The organism is Paenibacillus sp. 01T442 (assembly GCF_056398345.1).
The window spans coordinates 33796-52183 of record NZ_JBFTPF010000013.1; the positions used below are offsets into that span (position 1 = coordinate 33796).

An 18388-nucleotide genomic window follows, 5' to 3' on the forward strand; every position below is an offset into this window, starting at 1 on the left:
ATTGATATTTTTAGGGAATGAGGTGGAGGCGTGCAATCACATGCAGATGGAATTTTAACTTTACCGGGCTCGGTTATTGCAATCGGTGCTTTTGACGGCGTGCATCAGGGGCATCAAGCCGTCATACAACAAGTGCTGCTAAGAAGCGAGATATTGGGTGCACCTAGTGTCGTCTATACCTTTGATCTCCCACCTCGCACTTTCTTTTCAGGGGCTCGTATGTTAACGACAATGGAAGAAAAGCTGGATCGGATTGCCCGACTGGGCATCGAGCATACGGTAGTTGCCCAATTTGACGAACAGTATGCCTCCCGAAGTTCATCTGATTTCATTGAAAATTTAAGTAAGCTGAATCCACTGGAAATTATCGTTGGCCAAGATTTTCGGTTCGGAAAAAACCGCGAAGGGGATATAACTCTACTTGAACGGTATTTCAAGGTTCGAATGATGCAGCCTATTTGCTGTTCTGAAKGAAAACATATATCGTCTACGCGAATACGCCAATTGATTTCGGATGGTGAGATTCAGCAATCATTTAATTTACTAGGTTGGCTGCATGCGCACACAATTTCCTGCTGAGGAGTGAGTCAGAATGAAACTATTGGGTATATCTGGAACAATCATTGGCGCAAAAACAAGCATCGTCGTGCAAAAAGCACTTGATGAGGTTAAAAGACAAAACCCTGATATTGAAGTTGAACTGTTGGATATGAGAGATTACAAAGTTTCGTTCGTTGACGGACGTGCTCTCTCCGCCTATGAGGATGATACTCAAAAGGTCATCGACATGATCACGTCAGCTGACTTTTATATCATCGGTACGCCAATATTTCAGGGGTCTATCACAGGGGTTCTGAAAAATCTGTTTGATCATATTCCTCCGCAGGTTCTTCGTAACAAAGTAATGGGATTTGCCGCTACAGGAGGGACTTATCAGCATTTTCTAGTGATTGAAAATCACTTGAAGCCGATCGCCGGTTATTTCCGAGCTTATGTTGCTCCAGGTTATGTCTATGCGAATAACGATCATTTCAATAAACAGAACGAAATTGTTGACGCTGACGTATTGGAAAGAATCGCAAATTTGGCTCAAGAGGTTGTCTTTATGCAAAAGGCGTTGAAAACAGAAGGGACTGTTTAAATGCCGATAATTGAGTTGAAGATCCTAGAAGGTAGAGATCAAGAAGTAAAAGACGAGCTGATTGCACGTGTCACTCAAACGGTGTCCGAAACGCTGCAGGTTTCACCTGAAAGCGTAAGGGTTTTACTATATGATATTCCGTTAACGCACTGGGGAATTGCAGGGAAAACGGTGGAAAAGAAACGATCTTGAGCAGGGAAGACTTACCCAAACCATAAATCAGAGGAGTGATTCGAAATGCTTAAACCTATTAATTTGATGAAATTTATCGAGGAAAACAAAGATCAGCTTAAACCTCCGGTGAACAACAAAGTCATATGGAAAGACACAGAGTTGATGGTTATGCTTCTTGGAGGTCCTAACAAACGTCGCGACTTTCACGTCGATCCTTCGGAAGAAGTATTTTATCAGCTAAAGGGAGATTGCTACGTCGAAATCATTAATAAGGATGGCAAGCGCGAGGTTATTACTGTGAAAGAGGGAGAGATGTTCCTGCTTCCGCCTAACGTTCCCCACTCTCCGCACCGGATCGCGGACACGATTGGTCTCGTTATTGAACGCAGCAGACCTGAAGGTGAGCTGGAAAGTTTCGTTTGGTTCTGCGAAAAATGCGATCATCTGATGCACCGTACTACCGTTCAATTGACGAATATTGAAATTCAAGTCAAAGAAGCGATCCAGGCTTTTAACGGCAATGAAGATCTGAGAAAGTGCGATAAATGCGGACATGAGATGGCTCCCGAAGCGAGTGAATGGATATGCGAGTAGATTTCCATACGCATATTATTCCAGAAGATTTTCCTGACTTTAATGAAAAATATGGGGGTGGGCGTTGGCCCACGATTCAGCGAACATGCACATGCGGCGCCAACATTATGGTTGCAGGTAAAGTGTTCCGTGAAATCACGGATCAGTGTTGGGACCCCGTTAAGAGAATACACGATATGGAGCGGGAACATGTAGATATGCAAGTGCTGTCTCCTATTCCTGTTACGTTCTCCTATTGGGCTCCTGCAGCAGAAGCAGAGGCGATGGCCCGAATTCAGAACGATTTCATCGCAGAAACAGTTAGCCAATATCCGGATCGTTTTATCGGACTGGGAGCGGTTCCGCTGCAAAATCCGGAAGTGGCTATACGTGAAATGGATCGCTGCATAAACGTACTTGGTTTAAAAGGAATCGAAATCGGCACAAATGTCAACGGCAACAACTTAGATGATCCTTCACTGATTGAATTTTTCCAAATGTGTGAGCAATGGAATGTACCATTGTTTGTCCACCCATGGGAGACAATGGGCAAAGAGCGGATGCCCCGTCACAATCTCATGTACACCGTCGGGATGCCGAGCGAAACGGCTCTGGCTGCCGCAAGTTTAATCTTAGGCGGGGTCATTGAGAAGTTCCCGAAACTCAAAATTTGTTTTGCACACGGCGGGGGTTCGTTTCCATACATTCTGCCTCGTCTTGATAAGGGTTGGCATGTATGGCCGCATTTGAGACTCATTTCGAATCCGCCAAGCCATTACACAGATAATTTTTACTTTGACTCGCTCGTCAACGATCCGGGGAATGTCAAATATTTGGTTGACAAGTTTGGCTACGATCGCATCTTGATGGGATCAGATTATCCGTTTTTGTTACGAGAAGTGCCGCCTGGGGAAGTCATTGACCGCACGCTGGATGTTCCGGAAGAGCAAAGATTAGCTATGCTCGGGGCAAACGCATTACGATTTTTAAACATTAAATAAACAAGGTGAGAGCTATGACAAATTCAAATGTTACGCCGGAAAAAAGATTACAAGAACTGGGTCTTAAACTGCCTGATCCGCGTAAAGCGGTTGGTAATTATGTAGGCTGCGTACGCACAGGAAACTTGATTTTTACGGCTGGTCAAGGAACGAATGAATATCGCGGAAAGCTCGGCGAAGATGTGACCATTGAGGTAGGCTACGCGGCAGCAAAACAGTGTATGCTCAATCTGCTCACAGTCGTTAAGCAAGAAGTTGGGGACCTGAGCAAAGTAAAGCGGATCGTCAAAATCCTGGGCTTTGTAAACAGCTCTCCTGATTTTACAGATCAACCGAAGGTGATGAACGGCGCATCTGATTTGCTTGTAGACGTATTCGGGGAAAAAGGAAAGCACGGACGATCGGCTGTAGGAATGGCGCAGCTGCCGCTCAATAATGCAGTTGAAGTTGAAATGATTCTAGAAGTCGAAGAATAGGAGGTTTCCAATGAGTCAGACGATACAAGGCAACCAGGTAAAAATAAGAGCCGCAAAGTTGTTTATTAATGGTGAATATGTAGACGCAATCTCAGGTGAGACATTCGATACGATTGATCCTGCGACGAATCGAAAGCTAACGACTGTGGCGAATGCAAACGAGCAGGATGTGAACAAAGCGATTGACGTGGCTCATCGCACGTTCGAAAGCGGTGTTTGGAGCAAAATGGCGGTCGAAGATAGAGCGAAAATTTTGTGCAGAATGTCCGATATCATCCTGGAAAGGGTGGATGAATTGGCGATGGTGGAGACGCTTGACGTCGGTAAGCCGATTAAAGAAAGCCGCGGCTTTGACATCCCGCGAGCGGCTTGGAACATGCGTTTCTTTGCCGAAATGGCCAAATACATGGTGCACGAACACTACGATATGAATAAGTTCATGTCTTATTCCAAATATGCGCCCGCAGGTGTAACAAGCCTCATTATTCCTTGGAACCTGCCGTTTATGCAAATGACATGGAAAGCTTCCGCGGCGCTCGCCTCAGGCAATACCGTTATCGTGAAACCGGCTTCTTACACGCCGCTCAGCGCTGTTATGCTTGGCGAAATAGCGAATGAAGCAGGGTTGCCGCCCGGCGTTCTAAATATTCTTACAGGTCCTGGCGGAACTGTTGGGACTGCAATGACCACTCATCCTAATGTGCGCCGCATTTCATTTGTGGGTGAAACAACGACTGGAAAGACAGTAATGAAAAATGCAGCTTCTCAGCTTATCCCAGTATCACTCGAACTCGGAGGGAAGTCAGCTAATATTGTGTTTGAGGACGCGGATTTGGATGAGGCGGTTAAAGGATCCATTGAAGCCATATTCCGTAATCAAGGGGAAATTTGTTTAGCGGGCTCCAGACTATTGGTTCAAGAGAGTGTTTACGACAAGTTTCTGGAAAAATTCGTTGCGGCTGTTAAACAGATTAAAGTGGGTAATCCGCTTGATGAAGAGACGGATATGGGCGCGCTCGTATCAAGTAGTCACTTGAATACGGTTGATGAGTATGTGCAGATCGGCCTCAGCGAAGGTGCTAAACTGGCTTATGGCGGTAAGAAAATCACAACCCTCGGAGAGGGCAATTTCTACGAGCCAACCGTATTTTACGATGTAGACAACAAAATGAGAGTGGCTCAAGAAGAAATATTCGGTCCGGTCATTGTCATTATTCCTTTTAAAACAGAAGAAGAAGCGATTCAAATTGCCAATGATTCTATCTATGGGTTAGCCGGAGTCGTATGGACGAATGACTTGAGACGCGCTCACCGCGTTGCCGATCAAGTGAAATCCGGTCTATTGTGGATTAACTGCTGGTATGTTCGCGATTTGCGCACTCCGTTTGGGGGAGCGAAAGAAAGCGGAATCGGTCGTGAAGGCGGTCGTCACAGCTTCGAATTTTATACGGAAGCAAAGACAGTTACCATGAAACTATAGAAAGAGCTTCAACTTGGAGGAGGAAGAGAATTTGGATTTGGTGAAGATTACACGATTTGCTGATTACTTGGAAAAGGCTGTAAAAATAGGACACGGGGTATCACCGTTGACGTCCTTGGACTCCAACATTACCGTCGAAGAAGCATACCACGTTCAATTGAAAACAATCGAACGCAAAGTTGCGGACGGCGCTAAAATTGTAGGCAAGAAAATTGGGCTTACTTCACTGGCTATGCAAAAGTTATTGGGCGTAGATCAACCGGATTATGGTCATTTGTTAGATGATATGGCAGTGGAAAATAACGGAGAAATTTCGTTTGCACGCGTTCTTCAGCCGAAAGCGGAGGCTGAAATCGCTTTTGTCCTGAAGCGCGACTTGGTAGGTCCGCGGGTTACTGCGCATGATGTCCTTATGGCAACCGATTATGCGCTTCCAGCTTTGGAAATTGTTGACAGCCGCATTGCGGATTGGAAAATCAAGCTAGAGGATACCGTAGCCGATAACGCATCTTCCGGTTTATATGTTCTCGGTGGACGTCCAGTCAAGCCGGATCAAATTGATCTTGTCATGGCGGGTATGGCTTTATATAAAAACGGAGAGTTGATTAATACCGGCGTTGGCGCCGCGGCGCTAGGCAATCCGGCAACTTGTGTAGCGTGGCTTGCTAATAAATTGTTTGAATTCGGCATTACGTTAAAAGCCGGAGAGGTTATCCTTTCCGGAGCGCTGTCTGCAGCTGCCAATGCGGCTCCTGGTGATTATTTCAGCGCACGTATTGCTCATCTAGGGGAAGTTGGCGTCAGGTTCACATCTTAACTGAATGATTTGGAGGAGAGTAGAATGTCTAAAATAAAGGTAGCTATTCTGGGCTCTGGGAACATCGGCACTGATTTAATGATGAAGTTAAGCAGATCGGATGTACTTGAATTAACTTCAATGATCGGGATTGACGCCGAATCGGATGGACTTCGCCGTGCGAAAGATCACGGATATAAAGTGTTCGCTGGAGGACTGAAGCAATTTTTGGAGCAAAGCCCAGAGCTTGCTGATATCGTGTTTGACGCTACGTCTGCAAAGGCTCATATTCGACATGCCAAGGCTCTCCGGGAAGCAGGGAAAATAGCGATTGATCTAACACCGGCCGCAGTTGGACCTTATGTCGTTCCGAGCGCTAATCTTGGCGCTCATCTGAATGCGTCAAATATTAACTTGATTACTTGTGGTGGACAAGCGACAATTCCGATTATTCATGCGATTAATAAGGTCAGCCCAGTGAGCTACGCCGAAATTGTCGCCACCATTTCAAGTAAAAGCGCTGGTCCGGGAACTCGCGCCAATATTGACGAGTTTACGGAAACGACTTCCCACGGTATTGAAAGCATTGGCGGAGCGAAAAAAGGAAAAGCGATTATTATCATGAATCCTGCTGAACCACCGATTTTGATGAGAGATACGGTATATGCATTGGTAGACCCGGATCAACTCGATGAAGAGGACATTGTGAAGTCAATCGAACAGACAGTTGCCTACATCCAATCGTATGTGCCTGGGTATCGACTTCGCACGGAACCTATTTTTGATAAAAACAAAGTAACCGTGTTCCTTGAAGTAGAAGGAGCTGGCGATTACCTCCCAAAATACTCGGGTAATTTGGATATTATGACAGCTACAGCAGTGAAAGTGGCTGAGGAACTTGCCAAATCCCTCACTGCAGAAACAGCCTAAATAAGAAAGGAGAAGGAGACGATGAGTGTTAACCGCGATATTCTCATCACGGAAGTGGCCCTTCGTGACGGTAGCCATGCGATCAATCATCAATACACAGTGGAGCAAGTGGTCAATGTAGCCCGCTCACTTGACGAAGCAAACGTTCCTTACATTGAAGTGACGCACGGGGACGGACTTGCCGGTTCATCCTTGCAATATGGATTGTCCCGAACGGATGAAATGGAACTGATTGAAGCAGCTGTTTCCGTTTGCAAACAAGCCAAAATTGCTGTATTGCTTCTGCCGGGAATTGGTACGACTAAACATTTAAATGCCGCTGCAAAGTTAGGTGTAGGCATGGCGCGCATTGGAACCCATGTAACGGAGGCAGACGTTTCTGCTCAGCACATTGCTCGCTCAAAGGAACTAGGGCTTGAGACGATCGGATTCTTGATGATGTCTCACATGGCATCACCGAGTAAAATTGTGGAGCAAGCGAAATTGATGGAGAGCTATGGGGCAGATGCCGTGTATATCTTTGATTCAGCTGGAGCGATGCTGCCCAAAGAAGTTGCGGAGCGAATTCGGGCTCTGAAGCAAAGCGTTGGTATTGATGTAGGATTTCATGGTCATAACAATTTATCCTTGGCTATGGCCAATACGCTTGCGGCAATTGAGGAAGGCGCCACACGTATTGACGGCAGTGTACGCTGTTTAGGCGCAGGCGCTGGCAACACGCAAACCGAAGTGTTAATCGCCGTGTTGGAGCGTATGGGCATTAACACGGGTGTGGATCTGTACAAAATGATGGATTTGGCAGAAGATATCGTAGCGCCTATTCTGGAGGTGCCTCAGGAAATCACTAAAAACAGCCTGGTTCTCGGCTATGCCGGCGTATATTCCAGCTTCCGTTTGCATGCGGAGCGTGCAGCGAAGAAGTTTGAAATTGATTCCCGCGATATCCTAATGGAACTTGGAAAGCGTAATGTTGTTGGTGGGCAAGAGGATATGATCATTGACATAGCTGCAGAAATCGCTAAGCGTAACTCTAGAGGGGGGAACCAATTTGCTTTCTGATCAAATTAACAGAACTCTTGCCGAAAAGCTTGTGGATGCTGAATTGAACAAGCATGAAGTCATTAAGCTGACGGCCGAATATCCTGAGCTATCTGTAAATGATGGATACCGTATCCAAGATGAAATCGTTGCTATTAAGGCTGAGCAAGGGCATCAAATTTTTGCATTGAAGATGGGTTTTACCAGCATGGCCAAAATGAAGCAAATGAATGTAGACGAGCCGATTTACGGCTACATTTTTGATTATATGGCTCTTGATCGCGGAGAGCTTTCGCTAAGCGAATTGATACATCCGAAAGTAGAAGCGGAAATTGCTTTTATTCTTGGCAAGGATATCGAGGGACCTGGAATTACAGGAGCACAAGTGTTGGCCGCTACAGATTATGTCGTTCCTGCATTAGAAATCATTGATAGTAGATATCAAAATTTCCAATTCACTTTGCCGGATGTTATTGCAGATAACACTTCTTCCTCACGAGTATTCATTGGTTCCACGATGAGAAATCCGCTTGAATTTGATCTGGATTTGGTCGGGGTCACCCTTTCTATTAACGGAGAAATGAAAGATTTGGGTGCAGGCGCTGCCGTTCTCGGACATCCGGCTAATTCGGTCGCCATGCTGGCTAATATGCTTGCCCGCAGAGGCCGTAAGCTGAAAGCAGGCCAGATCATTTTAACTGGTGGAATTACCGGAGCACACCAGCTGTTTGAGGGCGATGTTGTCTCTGCAAAATGGGATGGTCTTGGTTCGATTGACTTTACTGTTAAAGCTTAATTATTTGTTTGAATGTAACAAGCCCAGAACCGGTCATACGGTGTCTGGGCTATTGGTCCGACTATATATAAAGTCCTGTGACGTAGACAGAAGTAATCGTTCTTGCGACCTCTTCAACAGAACCATGATGTTCGTTCCGGACAATTTCCMATAGGTACATTTCATTCGTAAAATACCAGCCTCGTGCCACAATCTCATGATTTAATTCCGATCTAGCTAACCCATTTTGTTGGGAATAGGCAACGTCCGTGGAAATACGCCCAATAAATTTTTCCCGAATAGCTTTCCATTTATCCGAGACTAACGAAGAAACCCCGATTGCTTGTTCAAAGACTTGCATCATATCCCGCTCGGCTTCCGCAGTTTTTAGAAAAGCGTAGGCTTGTTTGTTAATAATTTCTACGGCTTCTTGTTTCGATTTGGGCAGGAAGGAGATTTCCGCAATGTCAAAAAATCGCTCCATAACATCCTCCAACAATACGATCAAAAGATCTTCTTTTCCTCCAAAATGAACATAGGCCGTTCCGTATCCAATACTCGCTTTGTTAATCATCTGCGAGATCGTTGCTTTTTGAAAACCTTCTTGAAGAAAGACTTCCCTAGCGGCTTCTAAAAGCTTCATCCGTGTTTTCATCGATCGTAAATGTCTTTTATCCTCTATATTGCGGTGATCCATTCTTATTCCCCCATTATTCAATATCTCTAGCATATATGTTTTTTCATTTAAAAGGAAGGGAAGCCATAAGGTATTCATGTAAAAAATTAGCATAAAAATAATATTGACACCGTGTCATATTTAGAGCGATAATAATATTGACATTACGTCATATTCAATCAAGAAAGCGCTTTATCACATTCATTTTGTAAAGGAGAGGATTATCTTGATGCATTTGAAAAACTTTGAAGGAACTTTAAAATATGCAAAAGAATTGGATAAGGAAGATTCTCTGGTACGGTTTCGAGAAGAGTTTTATTTAAAGCCAGGCTCCATTTATATGGATKGGAACTCATTAGGACTACTATCGAAAAGAGCGGAAAGGACTCTCTTGGAATCTTTAGAGGATTGGAAAGAATATGGAATCGACGGCTGGACAGAGGGAAAACATCCATGGTTCTTTATGGCAGAGAATCTAGGCAAGAAGCTTGCTCCGTTAGTAGGAGGCTCAGCAGAAGAAGTCATTGTAACAGGTTCTACAACCGTAAACATGCATCAGCTTGTATCTACGTTTTATCATCCAGAAGGTTTACGCACAAAAATTTTAGCGGATGAACTCACATTTCCATCCGATATTTATGCTCTACAAAGCCAGTTACGGATACATGGAAATAACCCCGATACACATCTGATTCGTGTGAAAAGCCGCGACGGACGCTTTTTAGAAGAAGATGACATTATGGAAGCCATGGACGAGACAGTCGCTTTGATCGTTTTGCCCACCGTACTTTATCGCAGCGGTCAAATATTGGATATTAAACGATTAACGGCTGAAGCACACCGTAGAGGGATTTTAATMGGGTTTGACGCTTGCCACTCGGCAGGTTCGATTCCACACTCATTTAGCGAATGGGGTGTAGATTTTGCGTTTTGGTGTAATTATAAACATTTGAACGGAGGACCTGGCGGTGTCGGAGGCTTGTTTGTGAATCGAAAGCATTTTGGAAAAATGCCCGGACTCGCCGGATGGTTTAGTTCTGCTAAAGAGAAGCAATTCGATATGGAGCACACGTTAACCCCTGCTCTTTCTGCGGGAGCTTTCCAAATAGGAACTCCTCATGTGCTTAGCGTTGCCCCTTTGATTGGGTCATTGGAAATTTTTGCGGAAGCAGGAATAGAAAATATTCGTCAAAAATCACTTAAAATCAATCAATATTTAATGAATTTAATTGAGAGTGAATTAGGGGATATGGGATTTTTCATAGGAACGCCAAGAGAGGATGCACGACGCGGCGGGCATGTAAGCCTTGAGCATAACGAAGCGGCACGAATTTGTAAATCATTGAAGGAAAATGGCATCATTCCGGATTTTCGAGCGCCTAACATCATTCGTCTTGCACCTGTTGCCCTTTATACGTCCTATGAGGAAGTTTGGGAAGTGGTTCAAACCCTTAAAAAGATTATGACTGAAAAACAATATGAGAAATTTAAAAATGAACGTGAAGTAGTGGCATAAAGCAAAAAGCAGTGGGAGGGGCTTTTCCCTCTGAGGGCATTGAACAAGATATGGTTGGACAAAGCCTGATGGTTAAAGAAGGGGATGAAATAAATGGAAATTAAAAATAGCGGCGAGGGATTAAAACGGGAGTTATCTTCAAGTCGGCTCTCGATGATCGCAATGGGGATGGCCATTGGGACGGGGTTATTCCTTGGAAGCGGACTAGCCATTGGCACTGCAGGACCAAGTGTATTGCTGAGCTATACCATAGGTGCGTTTATCGTTTTATTATTAATGGGTTGTTTGGCAGAAATGACGGTTGCCCATCCAACTTCAGGATCTTTTGGAACGATTGCGGATCTCTATCTACATCCCATGGTAGGCTTTCTTGTTCGGTACTCTTATTGGATTGCTCAGGTTCTTGCGATCGGGGTTGAAATAAGTGCAATTGCAGTCTATATGAAATACTGGTATCCGGGAGTCCCAGGTATCACTTGGATCATTATATTTACCGCAGTGCTCATATATGTAAACGCTACCAGTGTTAATGCATTTGCATCATTTGAGTATTGGTTTTCCATGATCAAGGTTAGTGCAATTGTTGGATTTATCCTTCTTGGTGCGTACGTTCTATTTGGGACTTCCAGCTATGAAAATGTGGGCGCTCATAACCTGGTAGATCATAAAGGTTTCCTGCCATTTGGTTTTAAAGGAATGTGGATTGCCGTCTTTATTTCTCTTTTTAGCTTCATAGGTACTGAATTGGTCGCGGTTACTGCAGGTGAAGCCAAAGAGCCGGATGTAGCTGTACCGAAAGCCTTAAGGTCAACTGTTTTCCGATTGTCTGCTTTCTATGTGGTAACTTTGGCGATCATGTTGATGATTGTTCCATGGCAATCGGCAGGAATTGAAAAAAGCCCATTTGTTAGAGTCATGGAAATCTTAAATATACCTGGCGCTTCTGGCATCATGAATTTTATCGTGTTAACAGCCGCGTTATCTTCCATGAACGGGATGCTGTATGCTTCCTCAAGAACGTTGTTTTCACTATCGCAAGAAAAGTTTGCGCCTGCCGTAATGGGGAAGCTGTCTAAAAAAGGGGTTCCAACAACTGCACTTATCGTTTCCTCAACTGGAATTATTTTTGCAGCTGTTGTAAATGCGCTGCTGCCTGGATCTTCCTACGCATTTATGATGGGGATATCGATGTTTGGTTCACTTTTTACCTGGTTAATCATCTTCCTCTCCCATTTATTTTTCCGTAAGAAATGGGACAAACGGGGAGGACGCAAATTGCCGGTAAGAATGATGGGTTTTCCATATTTGACGATATTGGGGGGACTTCTCTTATTGAGTTTAATGATCACAGCATGGTTTACCGATTTCAAAATCATGCTTCAATTCGGTATTCCTTGGCTTCTATTTTTATCAATTGCGTATTTGGTTATGAAAAAAAAGCAACATGTAAAATAATTTTATGAAAACAGAAGGAGAGGGCTTTTTATGATAATTGGTATCCCTAAGGAGATTAAGAATAACGAAAACCGTGTCGCTTTAACGCCAGCTGGAGTCGTTTCATTCGTAAGTGCTGGGCATAAAGTATTAGTTGAGAATAACGCTGGTACAGGCAGCGGTTTTACGAATGAAGATTACATCAATACCGGTGCGGAAATTATTGATAATTCGGCAGAGTTATGGGAAAAATCAGATATGATTATGAAAGTGAAAGAGCCGCTTCCGAGTGAGTATAACTATTTTCGTAAAGGCTTGATTTTATTCACTTACCTACATCTAGCCACTGAACCGGCTTTGGCTCAGGCACTTAAAGAAAAAGGAGTTCTTGCAATTGCCTATGAAACTGTTTCGGTGAACCGCACTTTGCCATTGCTTACGCCAATGAGTGAGGTAGCTGGTCGGATGGCCACACAAATCGGTGCGCAATTTTTACAAAAATCAAATGGGGGTAAAGGTATTCTCCTTGCAGGCGTCCCTGGTGTGAACCGTGGGAAAGTGACCATTATTGGCGGCGGTGTCGTAGGTACGCACGCAGCAAAATTGGCAATTGGAATCGGTGCTGATGTAACAATCATCGACTTAAGCGCTGATCGGCTGCGTCAATTGGATGATATATTTGGCAATCAAATTACAACATTGATGTCGAGCCCCTTCAATATCGCACAGTCAGTCGCTGAAGCTGATCTTTTAATTGGCGCGGTATTGATTCCTGGTGCAAAAGCACCAAAACTGGTATCGGAAGAAATTGTAAAGACGATGAAGCCTGGTTCTGTTATCGTTGATGTTGCTATCGACCAAGGTGGAATCGTTGAGACGATCGATCACATCACAACACATGACAATCCGACCTATGTCAAGCATGGCGTCGTTCATTACGCTGTAGCCAACATGCCTGGTGCAGTTCCGAGGACTTCTACCATCGCTTTAACGAATGTCACTCTGCCGTATGCATTACAGATCGCAAACAAAGGTGTAAATAAAGCAATCTCCGAAAACGAAGCTTTAAGACTTGGCGTAAACACAGCAAATGGTGAAATTACATTTGAAGCGGTTGCCAAAGATCTTGGTTACGATTATGTAAAAGTAGAAGATGCTTTTGGGGAAATGGTTGAGTTATAGGTAATCGTTCAAGGTACCACGGCTAATTAGTCGTGGTATTTTTACTTTTAAGGATGATTCAATTTAACAGACATCATGTCATTGACATGATGTCATATTCGTAATATACTTTTAAATGAAAGGGCTTACATATAGAATTACCGAAATATGTAGTCATTATTTATTTAACAGGAGGAAGAATGGGGATGGGGAATTTGGAGGCTGTATATTGGCTTAAGAATGTTCGATTGGAGAGTGGTTATACATATGAGAATGGCGAGGTAGTGGGAACAGAAACCGAATTGGTTCACTTGCTTATTGAACATGGGAAAATCAGTAAGATTGCTTCGGCAAAAGAAGAACTGCAGAGTGGCGGAATATCAACGAAAGATGCTGGGAAACTGCTTCTGTTGCCTTCTTTTGTCGAAAAGCATTGCCATTTGGATAAAACCCTGTTAGGCGAACCTTGGCGTGCTCCTGTACCGGTCAAAAATTTGTTTGAGAGATTCGAGCTTGATAAAAAACTCTTTCCTACCTTGCCGACTACGACAGAGGAAAGGGCAAAGAATCTCATTGAGACCATACTTAAGGCTGGGTCCACTCATATTCGCACTCATGTTGATATCTATCCTGAGATTGGATTGAAACACTTGGAAGGAGTAAAGTCAGCCTTATCTTCCTTTGAAGGAAAGCTTAGCTATGAGATTGTTGCTTTTCCGCAGCATGGTTTGCTTCGCTCAGGATCACAATCATTAATGCGGGAAGCACTGCGAAATGGTGCAAGCATAGTCGGTGGTGTAGATCCAGCAAATATTGATGGAGATATCGAAGCTTCCCTTCAGCAAATGATGGAGTTGGCAGTCGAGGCTGGTGCAGGAATTGATCTGCATTTGCATGATCCCGGTCATCTTGGATTATTTACGATGAAGCGACTGGCGGCCCTTACAGTGGAAGCAGGTTGGCAGGGAAAAGTGGCAATCAGTCACGCGTTTGGACTTGGCGGTGTTACACAGAGGGAAGCGGAGGAAGCAGCTGCCATGCTTGCCGCTGCTGGGATCACCATCATCACAGCTGTCCATATAGGCCCGTGGACTCTTCCTCCCGTCCCCCTTCTAGAGGAAAAAGGAGTGACTGTAGCGGTAGGGCATGACAACGTTTTTGATAGCTGGAGTCCTTTCGGGAACGGGGATATTTTGGAGCGTTTGTGCCGTTTGGCGCAAGTCAATCGCTGGAATAGTGAGTATCCTCTTTCCCAGTCCATCCGGTATATCACTGATGGGAAGACGACATTAGATTCAACGGGCACGCGAGTATGGCCGCAGGTTGGGGATGAGGCTAACGTGGTGTTTGTAGAAGCAAGCTGTACTGCGGAGACGGTGGCGCGAAGAGCAAAACGTCGCGCGGTGATGTATAAAGGACAACTGGTTTCAGGCTCACTAGACTCATAGGGAGAGTGTAAGATTGACTTGATATTGGCACATGGTGTGGTCATTACTACGTTCAGATAAAAGCGATCTCATTTTTTGAAAAAGTAGGCAGACGCTTCTTTTTAATAGTCAGAGACATCAGCGCAACGGAACACCCTATTAATGTATGTCTGTCAATTGGCAAGTTTATGCAAATTGAGGAGGTTTCATTAAATGAAGGTTAATAAGATCGGGAAACTAATCACGATTATCGCGTTAGTGTTAGCCATAGCAGGCTGTAGCAATGCCAAAGAAAGCAACCCACAAGCTGGTGACTCCAAAAGCGGCGGCGAGTTAAGAGTAGCATTCAATGCGCAACCGCCTACGATGGATCCGCTCATGACCACAGCAGCAGCAACGAAATATGCAGGCAGACATATTTTTGAGTCCCTTATGACTTTAAATTCCAAATATCAACCGGAACCGATGTTGGCTGAATCCTTCGAAAAGAGTGAAGATGGAAAAACGTATACATTTCATTTGAGAAAAGGAATAAAATTTCATAACGGCAAAGAGATGACAGCGGAAGATGTAGTGGCCTCCATGGACCGCTGGAAACAGAAATCCGGAACAGCAAAAACTTTAGGCGAAATTTCGTTCGCAGCTAAAGGTAACGATACCGTTCTATTACAACTGAAAGCCCCCTCAGCAGCGGCCCTGACGATACTGGCAACTCAGACACAATTTGCGGCGGTTATGCCTAAAGAAGTCATTGAAGCGGCAAAAGAGACAGGTGTGTCGGAGATTATCGGTACTGGACCTTTTAAATTTGTAGAGTGGAAAAAGGATCAATATATTCATCTGACTAAATACAATGAGTATAAGGCCGTGAATGCTCCTGCTGACGGGTTGGCTGGTAAAAAAGAAGCTTTGGTGGGCGATTTATATTTTGACATTGTGACGAATGCTTCTACACGTGAGACGGGGCTTCAAACTGGACAATACGACATCGCTGCGGCCCTGCCGCATGACAGTTATGAACGGTTAAAGGGAACCTCTAATGTGAAAGTGATCACTGAAACCAATGTAGCCCTTTCTATTTATTTTAATAAAAAACAGGGTGTATTCACTGATGTTAAAGAGAGAAAGGCAGTTAATGCTGCGCTGGATGCGGATAAAATATTAATGGCTGCTTTCTCAAATAAAGAACTCTACAAGCTCAATTATCAGTATATGCCTCATGATTTCTGGGTTACGGAGGCAGGAAAGCAAGAGTATAACCAGAAGGATCCGGAAAAAGCAAAACGCTTTTTGCAAGAAGCCGGGTATAATGGTCAAGAGATCAGACTCGCGACAACTCAAGATTACCCGTATGTATACAATGCAGCAGTAGTAATTAAGGAGCAGCTGGAACAGGTTGGAATGAAGGTGAAACTTGATGTTAGTGATTTTGCTTCATACTCAACAAAACGGGAAGATCCAACGAAATGGGACATGTTGGTTGTAAGTGATCTTTTCAGAGCGACTCCTGGTGAACTGGGAATTCTTCAACCCCAAAATTACGGATGGACAGATGATCCCAAAATCGCCTCTTCGCTTCAAGCCATCAATGCAGCCGCTTCCCCAGCAGAAATGAAAAAGTTATGGGATGAATTGCATGGATATATCTGGGATTACCTGCCAGGTGTTAAGTTGGCCAACTTTGCTTTCTTTGATGCTACTACTGATAAGGTACAAGGGTATAAACCTTTTGACGGAATGATTTTTTGGAATACGAAAGTTTTAAAATAACCTATACCGTACTTTACCTTCTCCACCTGTTGCTCTTAGGAGCAAGGGTGGAGAATTCACTAACACCGAGAAATGCTTCATCGAAAAGGAGGGGTTGTTTTTTTGGAATTTTATATACTAAAGCGCTTACTCTCTCTTATCCCTGTATTATTTATCGTATCGATTATCGTGTTTTTAATCATCCATTTAACACCCGGCGATCCGGTTTCCGTTATGCTGGGGCAAGATGCGAGCAAGCGGCAAATTGATGAACTACGTCAGTCGCTCGGCTTTAATCTTCCTTTATACCAACAGTATTTTAAATGGATCGGCGGTGTCTTTCAAGGGAATTTAGGGTTATCTTTCTTTCTGAAAGAACCGGTAACGAAAGCTATATTTGATCACTTGGGACCAACCATTTCCCTTGCCGTTTTGGCAGAGATTTTAGCTATCATGATTGGCATTCCTATGGGGATCCTGGCAGCAAGAAAGAGAGGTTCAGCAGCGGATCAAATATTCATGGGACTCTCGTTATTGGGGATTTCCATTCCGAGTTTTTTGCTTAGTTTATTCTTAATGTTACTATTCTCCGTTTATTTGAAATGGCTGCCGGTGGCCGGTTACCAACCGTTAAGCAGGGGATTGTGGACACATCTGCAATATCTGATCATGCCTGCGTTTGCATTAGGAACGATGAAGTCAGCATTAATTGCCCGCATGACCAGGTCTTCGATGTTAGAGGTACTAAATTCTGCTTTTATTAAAACAGCCCGGTCAAAAGGTGTAAAGGAACGCCATGTCGTTTATAAACATGCGTTGCGAAATGCTTTTCTTCCGATACTGACCGTCATTGGCCAAACATTCGGGGGGTTGATTGCAGGCGCTGCCGTGATTGAAACGATTTTTAATATCCCGGGAATCGGTCAACTGATTATCAATTCGGTTTTGCGACGCGATTATTCCGTGATCCAAGGAACGGTGTTATTCGTTACCTTTTCTTACATGTTTATTAACTTGGCCATAGACTTGTTATACGGAGTTATCGATCCGAGAGTAAGATTAAACCGAAAATAGAAGGGGGAGTGGTTATGGGAGCAATTCAACGAAGCCTCGATGGGAATACAAAGCTGCTTAGAATTAAGAGAGACCTGAAAAAACAGCAGCGGAATTTGTTGATCCGCCGCTTTTTCTCCAATAAATCAGTACTGATTGGGAGTATCATTATGATACTTTTAGTTATTCTTGTTTTTTTTGCCCCTCTCATTGCTCCAAAAGGTCCGTATGCGATGGAAGTTACCAATCGTCTGCAGGCTCCCAGTTTGGCACATCTGCTGGGAACGGATAATTTCGGTCGGGATTTGTTGGGTAGAATTGCTTATGGAGCACAGGTATCAATGGGAGTTGGCTTTTTCGTTGCCTTTCTTGCCTCTCTGTTGGGAATGATGATTGGATTGTATGCAAGTTATTACCGATCGCTAGACAGTGTGTTGATGAGAATCTGTGACGGATTAATGGCGATTCCTGGCATCTTGTTAGCTATAGCCCTGATGGCCGCTTTTGGGGCTAAGACGGAAAATGTCGTGCTTGCGCTAAGTATCGTTTTTACGCCACATATCGCTCGTGCTGTGCGGTCAGCCGCTTTAGTAGTGAGAGAACAGACTTATATTGAAGCGATGAAGGCATTGGGAGCGCCTTCTTGGCGAATCATCTGGCTACATATTGCACCAAATACGTTATCCCCGTTAATCGTGCAAGCCACGTTTATTTTTGCCGATGCCATTATCATTGAAGCGGCTCTCAGCTTTTTAGGAGCAGGGGTTCCGGCACCGGCACCAAGTTGGGGCAATATTCTCTCCGATGGGAAAATGGTCATCTTTAATGCTTGGTGGTTGACGCTGTTTCCAGGTATTACGATTATATTGTCTGTACTTGGATTAAATCTGTTTGGGGACGGGTTACGCGACTTATTGGATCCTCACACGAATCAAGCAAAAAAATAATTGGGAACGTATAAGGATAACCCTTTAAAAATATTATAGAA

19 protein-coding genes are annotated in these 18388 nt (G+C 44.1%); 18 read left to right on the forward strand and 1 reads right to left on the reverse strand.

Annotated elements, in window-relative coordinates; genetic code table 11:
• Positions 1-30: 30 nt before the first annotated feature.
• The 11 genes from AC1DLM_RS13155 to AC1DLM_RS13205 are packed head-to-tail and all read left to right on the forward strand — an operon-like array spanning position 31 to position 8405.
• A complete protein-coding gene (locus AC1DLM_RS13155; protein WP_477570198.1) occupies positions 31-579 on the forward strand; it encodes an FAD synthetase in 549 nt (182 codons plus the stop codon).
• Between the two features lie 13 nt (positions 580-592).
• Entirely contained in the window at positions 593-1141 is a 549-nt protein-coding gene (locus tag AC1DLM_RS13160; RefSeq protein WP_441990636.1) for an NADPH-dependent FMN reductase, read from the forward strand.
• Positions 1142-1333 carry a tautomerase family protein gene (locus tag AC1DLM_RS13165; RefSeq protein WP_477570199.1) on the forward strand — a complete coding sequence of 64 codons (192 nt, stop codon included), beginning with the start codon at positions 1142-1144 and terminating at the stop codon, positions 1331-1333.
• 45 nt (positions 1334-1378) lie between these two features.
• Entirely contained in the window at positions 1379-1909 is a 531-nt protein-coding gene (locus AC1DLM_RS13170; protein ID WP_477570200.1) for a 3-hydroxyanthranilate 3,4-dioxygenase, read from the forward strand.
• Entirely contained in the window at positions 1894-2889 is a 996-nt protein-coding gene (locus AC1DLM_RS13175; protein ID WP_441990639.1) for an amidohydrolase family protein, read from the forward strand. Before AC1DLM_RS13170 ends, AC1DLM_RS13175 begins: the two co-directional genes overlap by 16 nt.
• Before the next feature lie 14 nt (positions 2890-2903).
• Entirely contained in the window at positions 2904-3365 is a 462-nt protein-coding gene (locus AC1DLM_RS13180) for a RidA family protein (protein ID WP_477570201.1), read from the forward strand.
• A gap of 10 nt (positions 3366-3375) precedes the next feature.
• The gene (locus AC1DLM_RS13185; RefSeq protein WP_477570202.1) at positions 3376-4845 is read left to right on the forward strand and encodes an aldehyde dehydrogenase; all 1470 of its coding nucleotides are present in this window, start codon (positions 3376-3378) and stop codon (positions 4843-4845) included.
• A gap of 31 nt (positions 4846-4876) precedes the next feature.
• Positions 4877-5662 carry a 2-keto-4-pentenoate hydratase gene (locus AC1DLM_RS13190; protein WP_477570203.1) on the forward strand — a complete coding sequence of 262 codons (786 nt, stop codon included), beginning with the start codon at positions 4877-4879 and terminating at the stop codon, positions 5660-5662.
• A gap of 24 nt (positions 5663-5686) precedes the next feature.
• On the forward strand, positions 5687-6571 hold the full coding sequence (locus AC1DLM_RS13195; protein ID WP_441990643.1) for an acetaldehyde dehydrogenase (acetylating): 885 nt from the start codon (positions 5687-5689) through the stop codon (positions 6569-6571).
• 21 nt (positions 6572-6592) lie between these two features.
• On the forward strand, positions 6593-7630 hold the full coding sequence (gene dmpG / locus AC1DLM_RS13200; RefSeq protein ID WP_477570204.1) for a 4-hydroxy-2-oxovalerate aldolase: 1038 nt from the start codon (positions 6593-6595) through the stop codon (positions 7628-7630).
• On the forward strand, positions 7620-8405 hold the full coding sequence (locus tag AC1DLM_RS13205) for a 2-keto-4-pentenoate hydratase (RefSeq protein WP_477570205.1): 786 nt from the start codon (positions 7620-7622) through the stop codon (positions 8403-8405). Before dmpG ends, AC1DLM_RS13205 begins: the two co-directional genes overlap by 11 nt.
• Positions 8406-8466: 61 nt before the next feature.
• Here AC1DLM_RS13205 and AC1DLM_RS13210 read toward each other — a convergent pair whose 3' ends face one another.
• The gene (locus AC1DLM_RS13210; protein ID WP_477570206.1) at positions 8467-9081 is read right to left on the reverse strand and encodes a TetR/AcrR family transcriptional regulator; all 615 of its coding nucleotides are present in this window, start codon (positions 9079-9081) and stop codon (positions 8467-8469) included.
• Positions 9082-9289: 208 nt separating this feature from the next.
• Here AC1DLM_RS13210 and kynU point away from each other — a divergent pair, with 208 nt between their 5' ends.
• The 7 genes from kynU (at position 9290) to AC1DLM_RS13245 (ending at position 18347) form a co-directional block, all read left to right on the forward strand.
• Positions 9290-10576 carry a kynureninase gene (kynU, locus tag AC1DLM_RS13215; protein ID WP_477570265.1) on the forward strand — a complete coding sequence of 429 codons (1287 nt, stop codon included), beginning with the start codon at positions 9290-9292 and terminating at the stop codon, positions 10574-10576.
• Between the two features lie 93 nt (positions 10577-10669).
• Entirely contained in the window at positions 10670-12031 is a 1362-nt protein-coding gene (locus tag AC1DLM_RS13220; RefSeq protein ID WP_477570207.1) for an amino acid permease, read from the forward strand.
• Between the two features lie 30 nt (positions 12032-12061).
• Positions 12062-13192 (forward strand): alanine dehydrogenase, encoded by a 1131-nt coding sequence (gene ald / locus AC1DLM_RS13225; RefSeq protein WP_477570208.1) that lies wholly within the window; start codon positions 12062-12064, stop codon positions 13190-13192.
• Positions 13193-13386: 194 nt separating this feature from the next.
• The gene (locus AC1DLM_RS13230; protein ID WP_477570266.1) at positions 13387-14619 is read left to right on the forward strand and encodes an amidohydrolase; all 1233 of its coding nucleotides are present in this window, start codon (positions 13387-13389) and stop codon (positions 14617-14619) included.
• Positions 14620-14811: 192 nt separating this feature from the next.
• Positions 14812-16368: an ABC transporter substrate-binding protein gene (locus AC1DLM_RS13235; protein ID WP_477570209.1), complete on the forward strand. Its 1557-nt coding sequence runs from the start codon at positions 14812-14814 to the stop codon at positions 16366-16368.
• Between the two features lie 102 nt (positions 16369-16470).
• Entirely contained in the window at positions 16471-17421 is a 951-nt protein-coding gene (locus AC1DLM_RS13240; RefSeq protein WP_477570210.1) for an ABC transporter permease, read from the forward strand.
• A 14-nt stretch (positions 17422-17435) separates the two neighbouring features.
• The gene (locus AC1DLM_RS13245) at positions 17436-18347 is read left to right on the forward strand and encodes an ABC transporter permease (protein ID WP_441990651.1); all 912 of its coding nucleotides are present in this window, start codon (positions 17436-17438) and stop codon (positions 18345-18347) included.
• The last annotated feature ends 41 nt before the right edge of the window (positions 18348-18388 follow it).

Coding starts and splice junctions, on each gene's coding strand:
- AC1DLM_RS13170 (WP_477570200.1), top strand. CDS start 1,379: ATGCTTAAACCTATTAATTTGATGAAATTTATCGAGGAAAACAAAGAT.
- ald (WP_477570208.1), top strand. CDS start 12,062: ATGATAATTGGTATCCCTAAGGAGATTAAGAATAACGAAAACCGTGTC.
- AC1DLM_RS13185 (WP_477570202.1), top strand. CDS start 3,376: ATGAGTCAGACGATACAAGGCAACCAGGTAAAAATAAGAGCCGCAAAG.
- AC1DLM_RS13195 (WP_441990643.1), top strand. CDS start 5,687: ATGTCTAAAATAAAGGTAGCTATTCTGGGCTCTGGGAACATCGGCACT.
- AC1DLM_RS13180 (WP_477570201.1), top strand. CDS start 2,904: ATGACAAATTCAAATGTTACGCCGGAAAAAAGATTACAAGAACTGGGT.
- AC1DLM_RS13235 (WP_477570209.1), top strand. CDS start 14,812: ATGAAGGTTAATAAGATCGGGAAACTAATCACGATTATCGCGTTAGTG.
- AC1DLM_RS13220 (WP_477570207.1), top strand. CDS start 10,670: ATGGAAATTAAAAATAGCGGCGAGGGATTAAAACGGGAGTTATCTTCA.
- dmpG (WP_477570204.1), top strand. CDS start 6,593: ATGAGTGTTAACCGCGATATTCTCATCACGGAAGTGGCCCTTCGTGAC.
- AC1DLM_RS13245 (WP_441990651.1), top strand. CDS start 17,436: ATGGGAGCAATTCAACGAAGCCTCGATGGGAATACAAAGCTGCTTAGA.
- AC1DLM_RS13165 (WP_477570199.1), top strand. CDS start 1,142: ATGCCGATAATTGAGTTGAAGATCCTAGAAGGTAGAGATCAAGAAGTA.
- AC1DLM_RS13160 (WP_441990636.1), top strand. CDS start 593: ATGAAACTATTGGGTATATCTGGAACAATCATTGGCGCAAAAACAAGC.
- AC1DLM_RS13175 (WP_441990639.1), top strand. CDS start 1,894: ATGGATATGCGAGTAGATTTCCATACGCATATTATTCCAGAAGATTTT.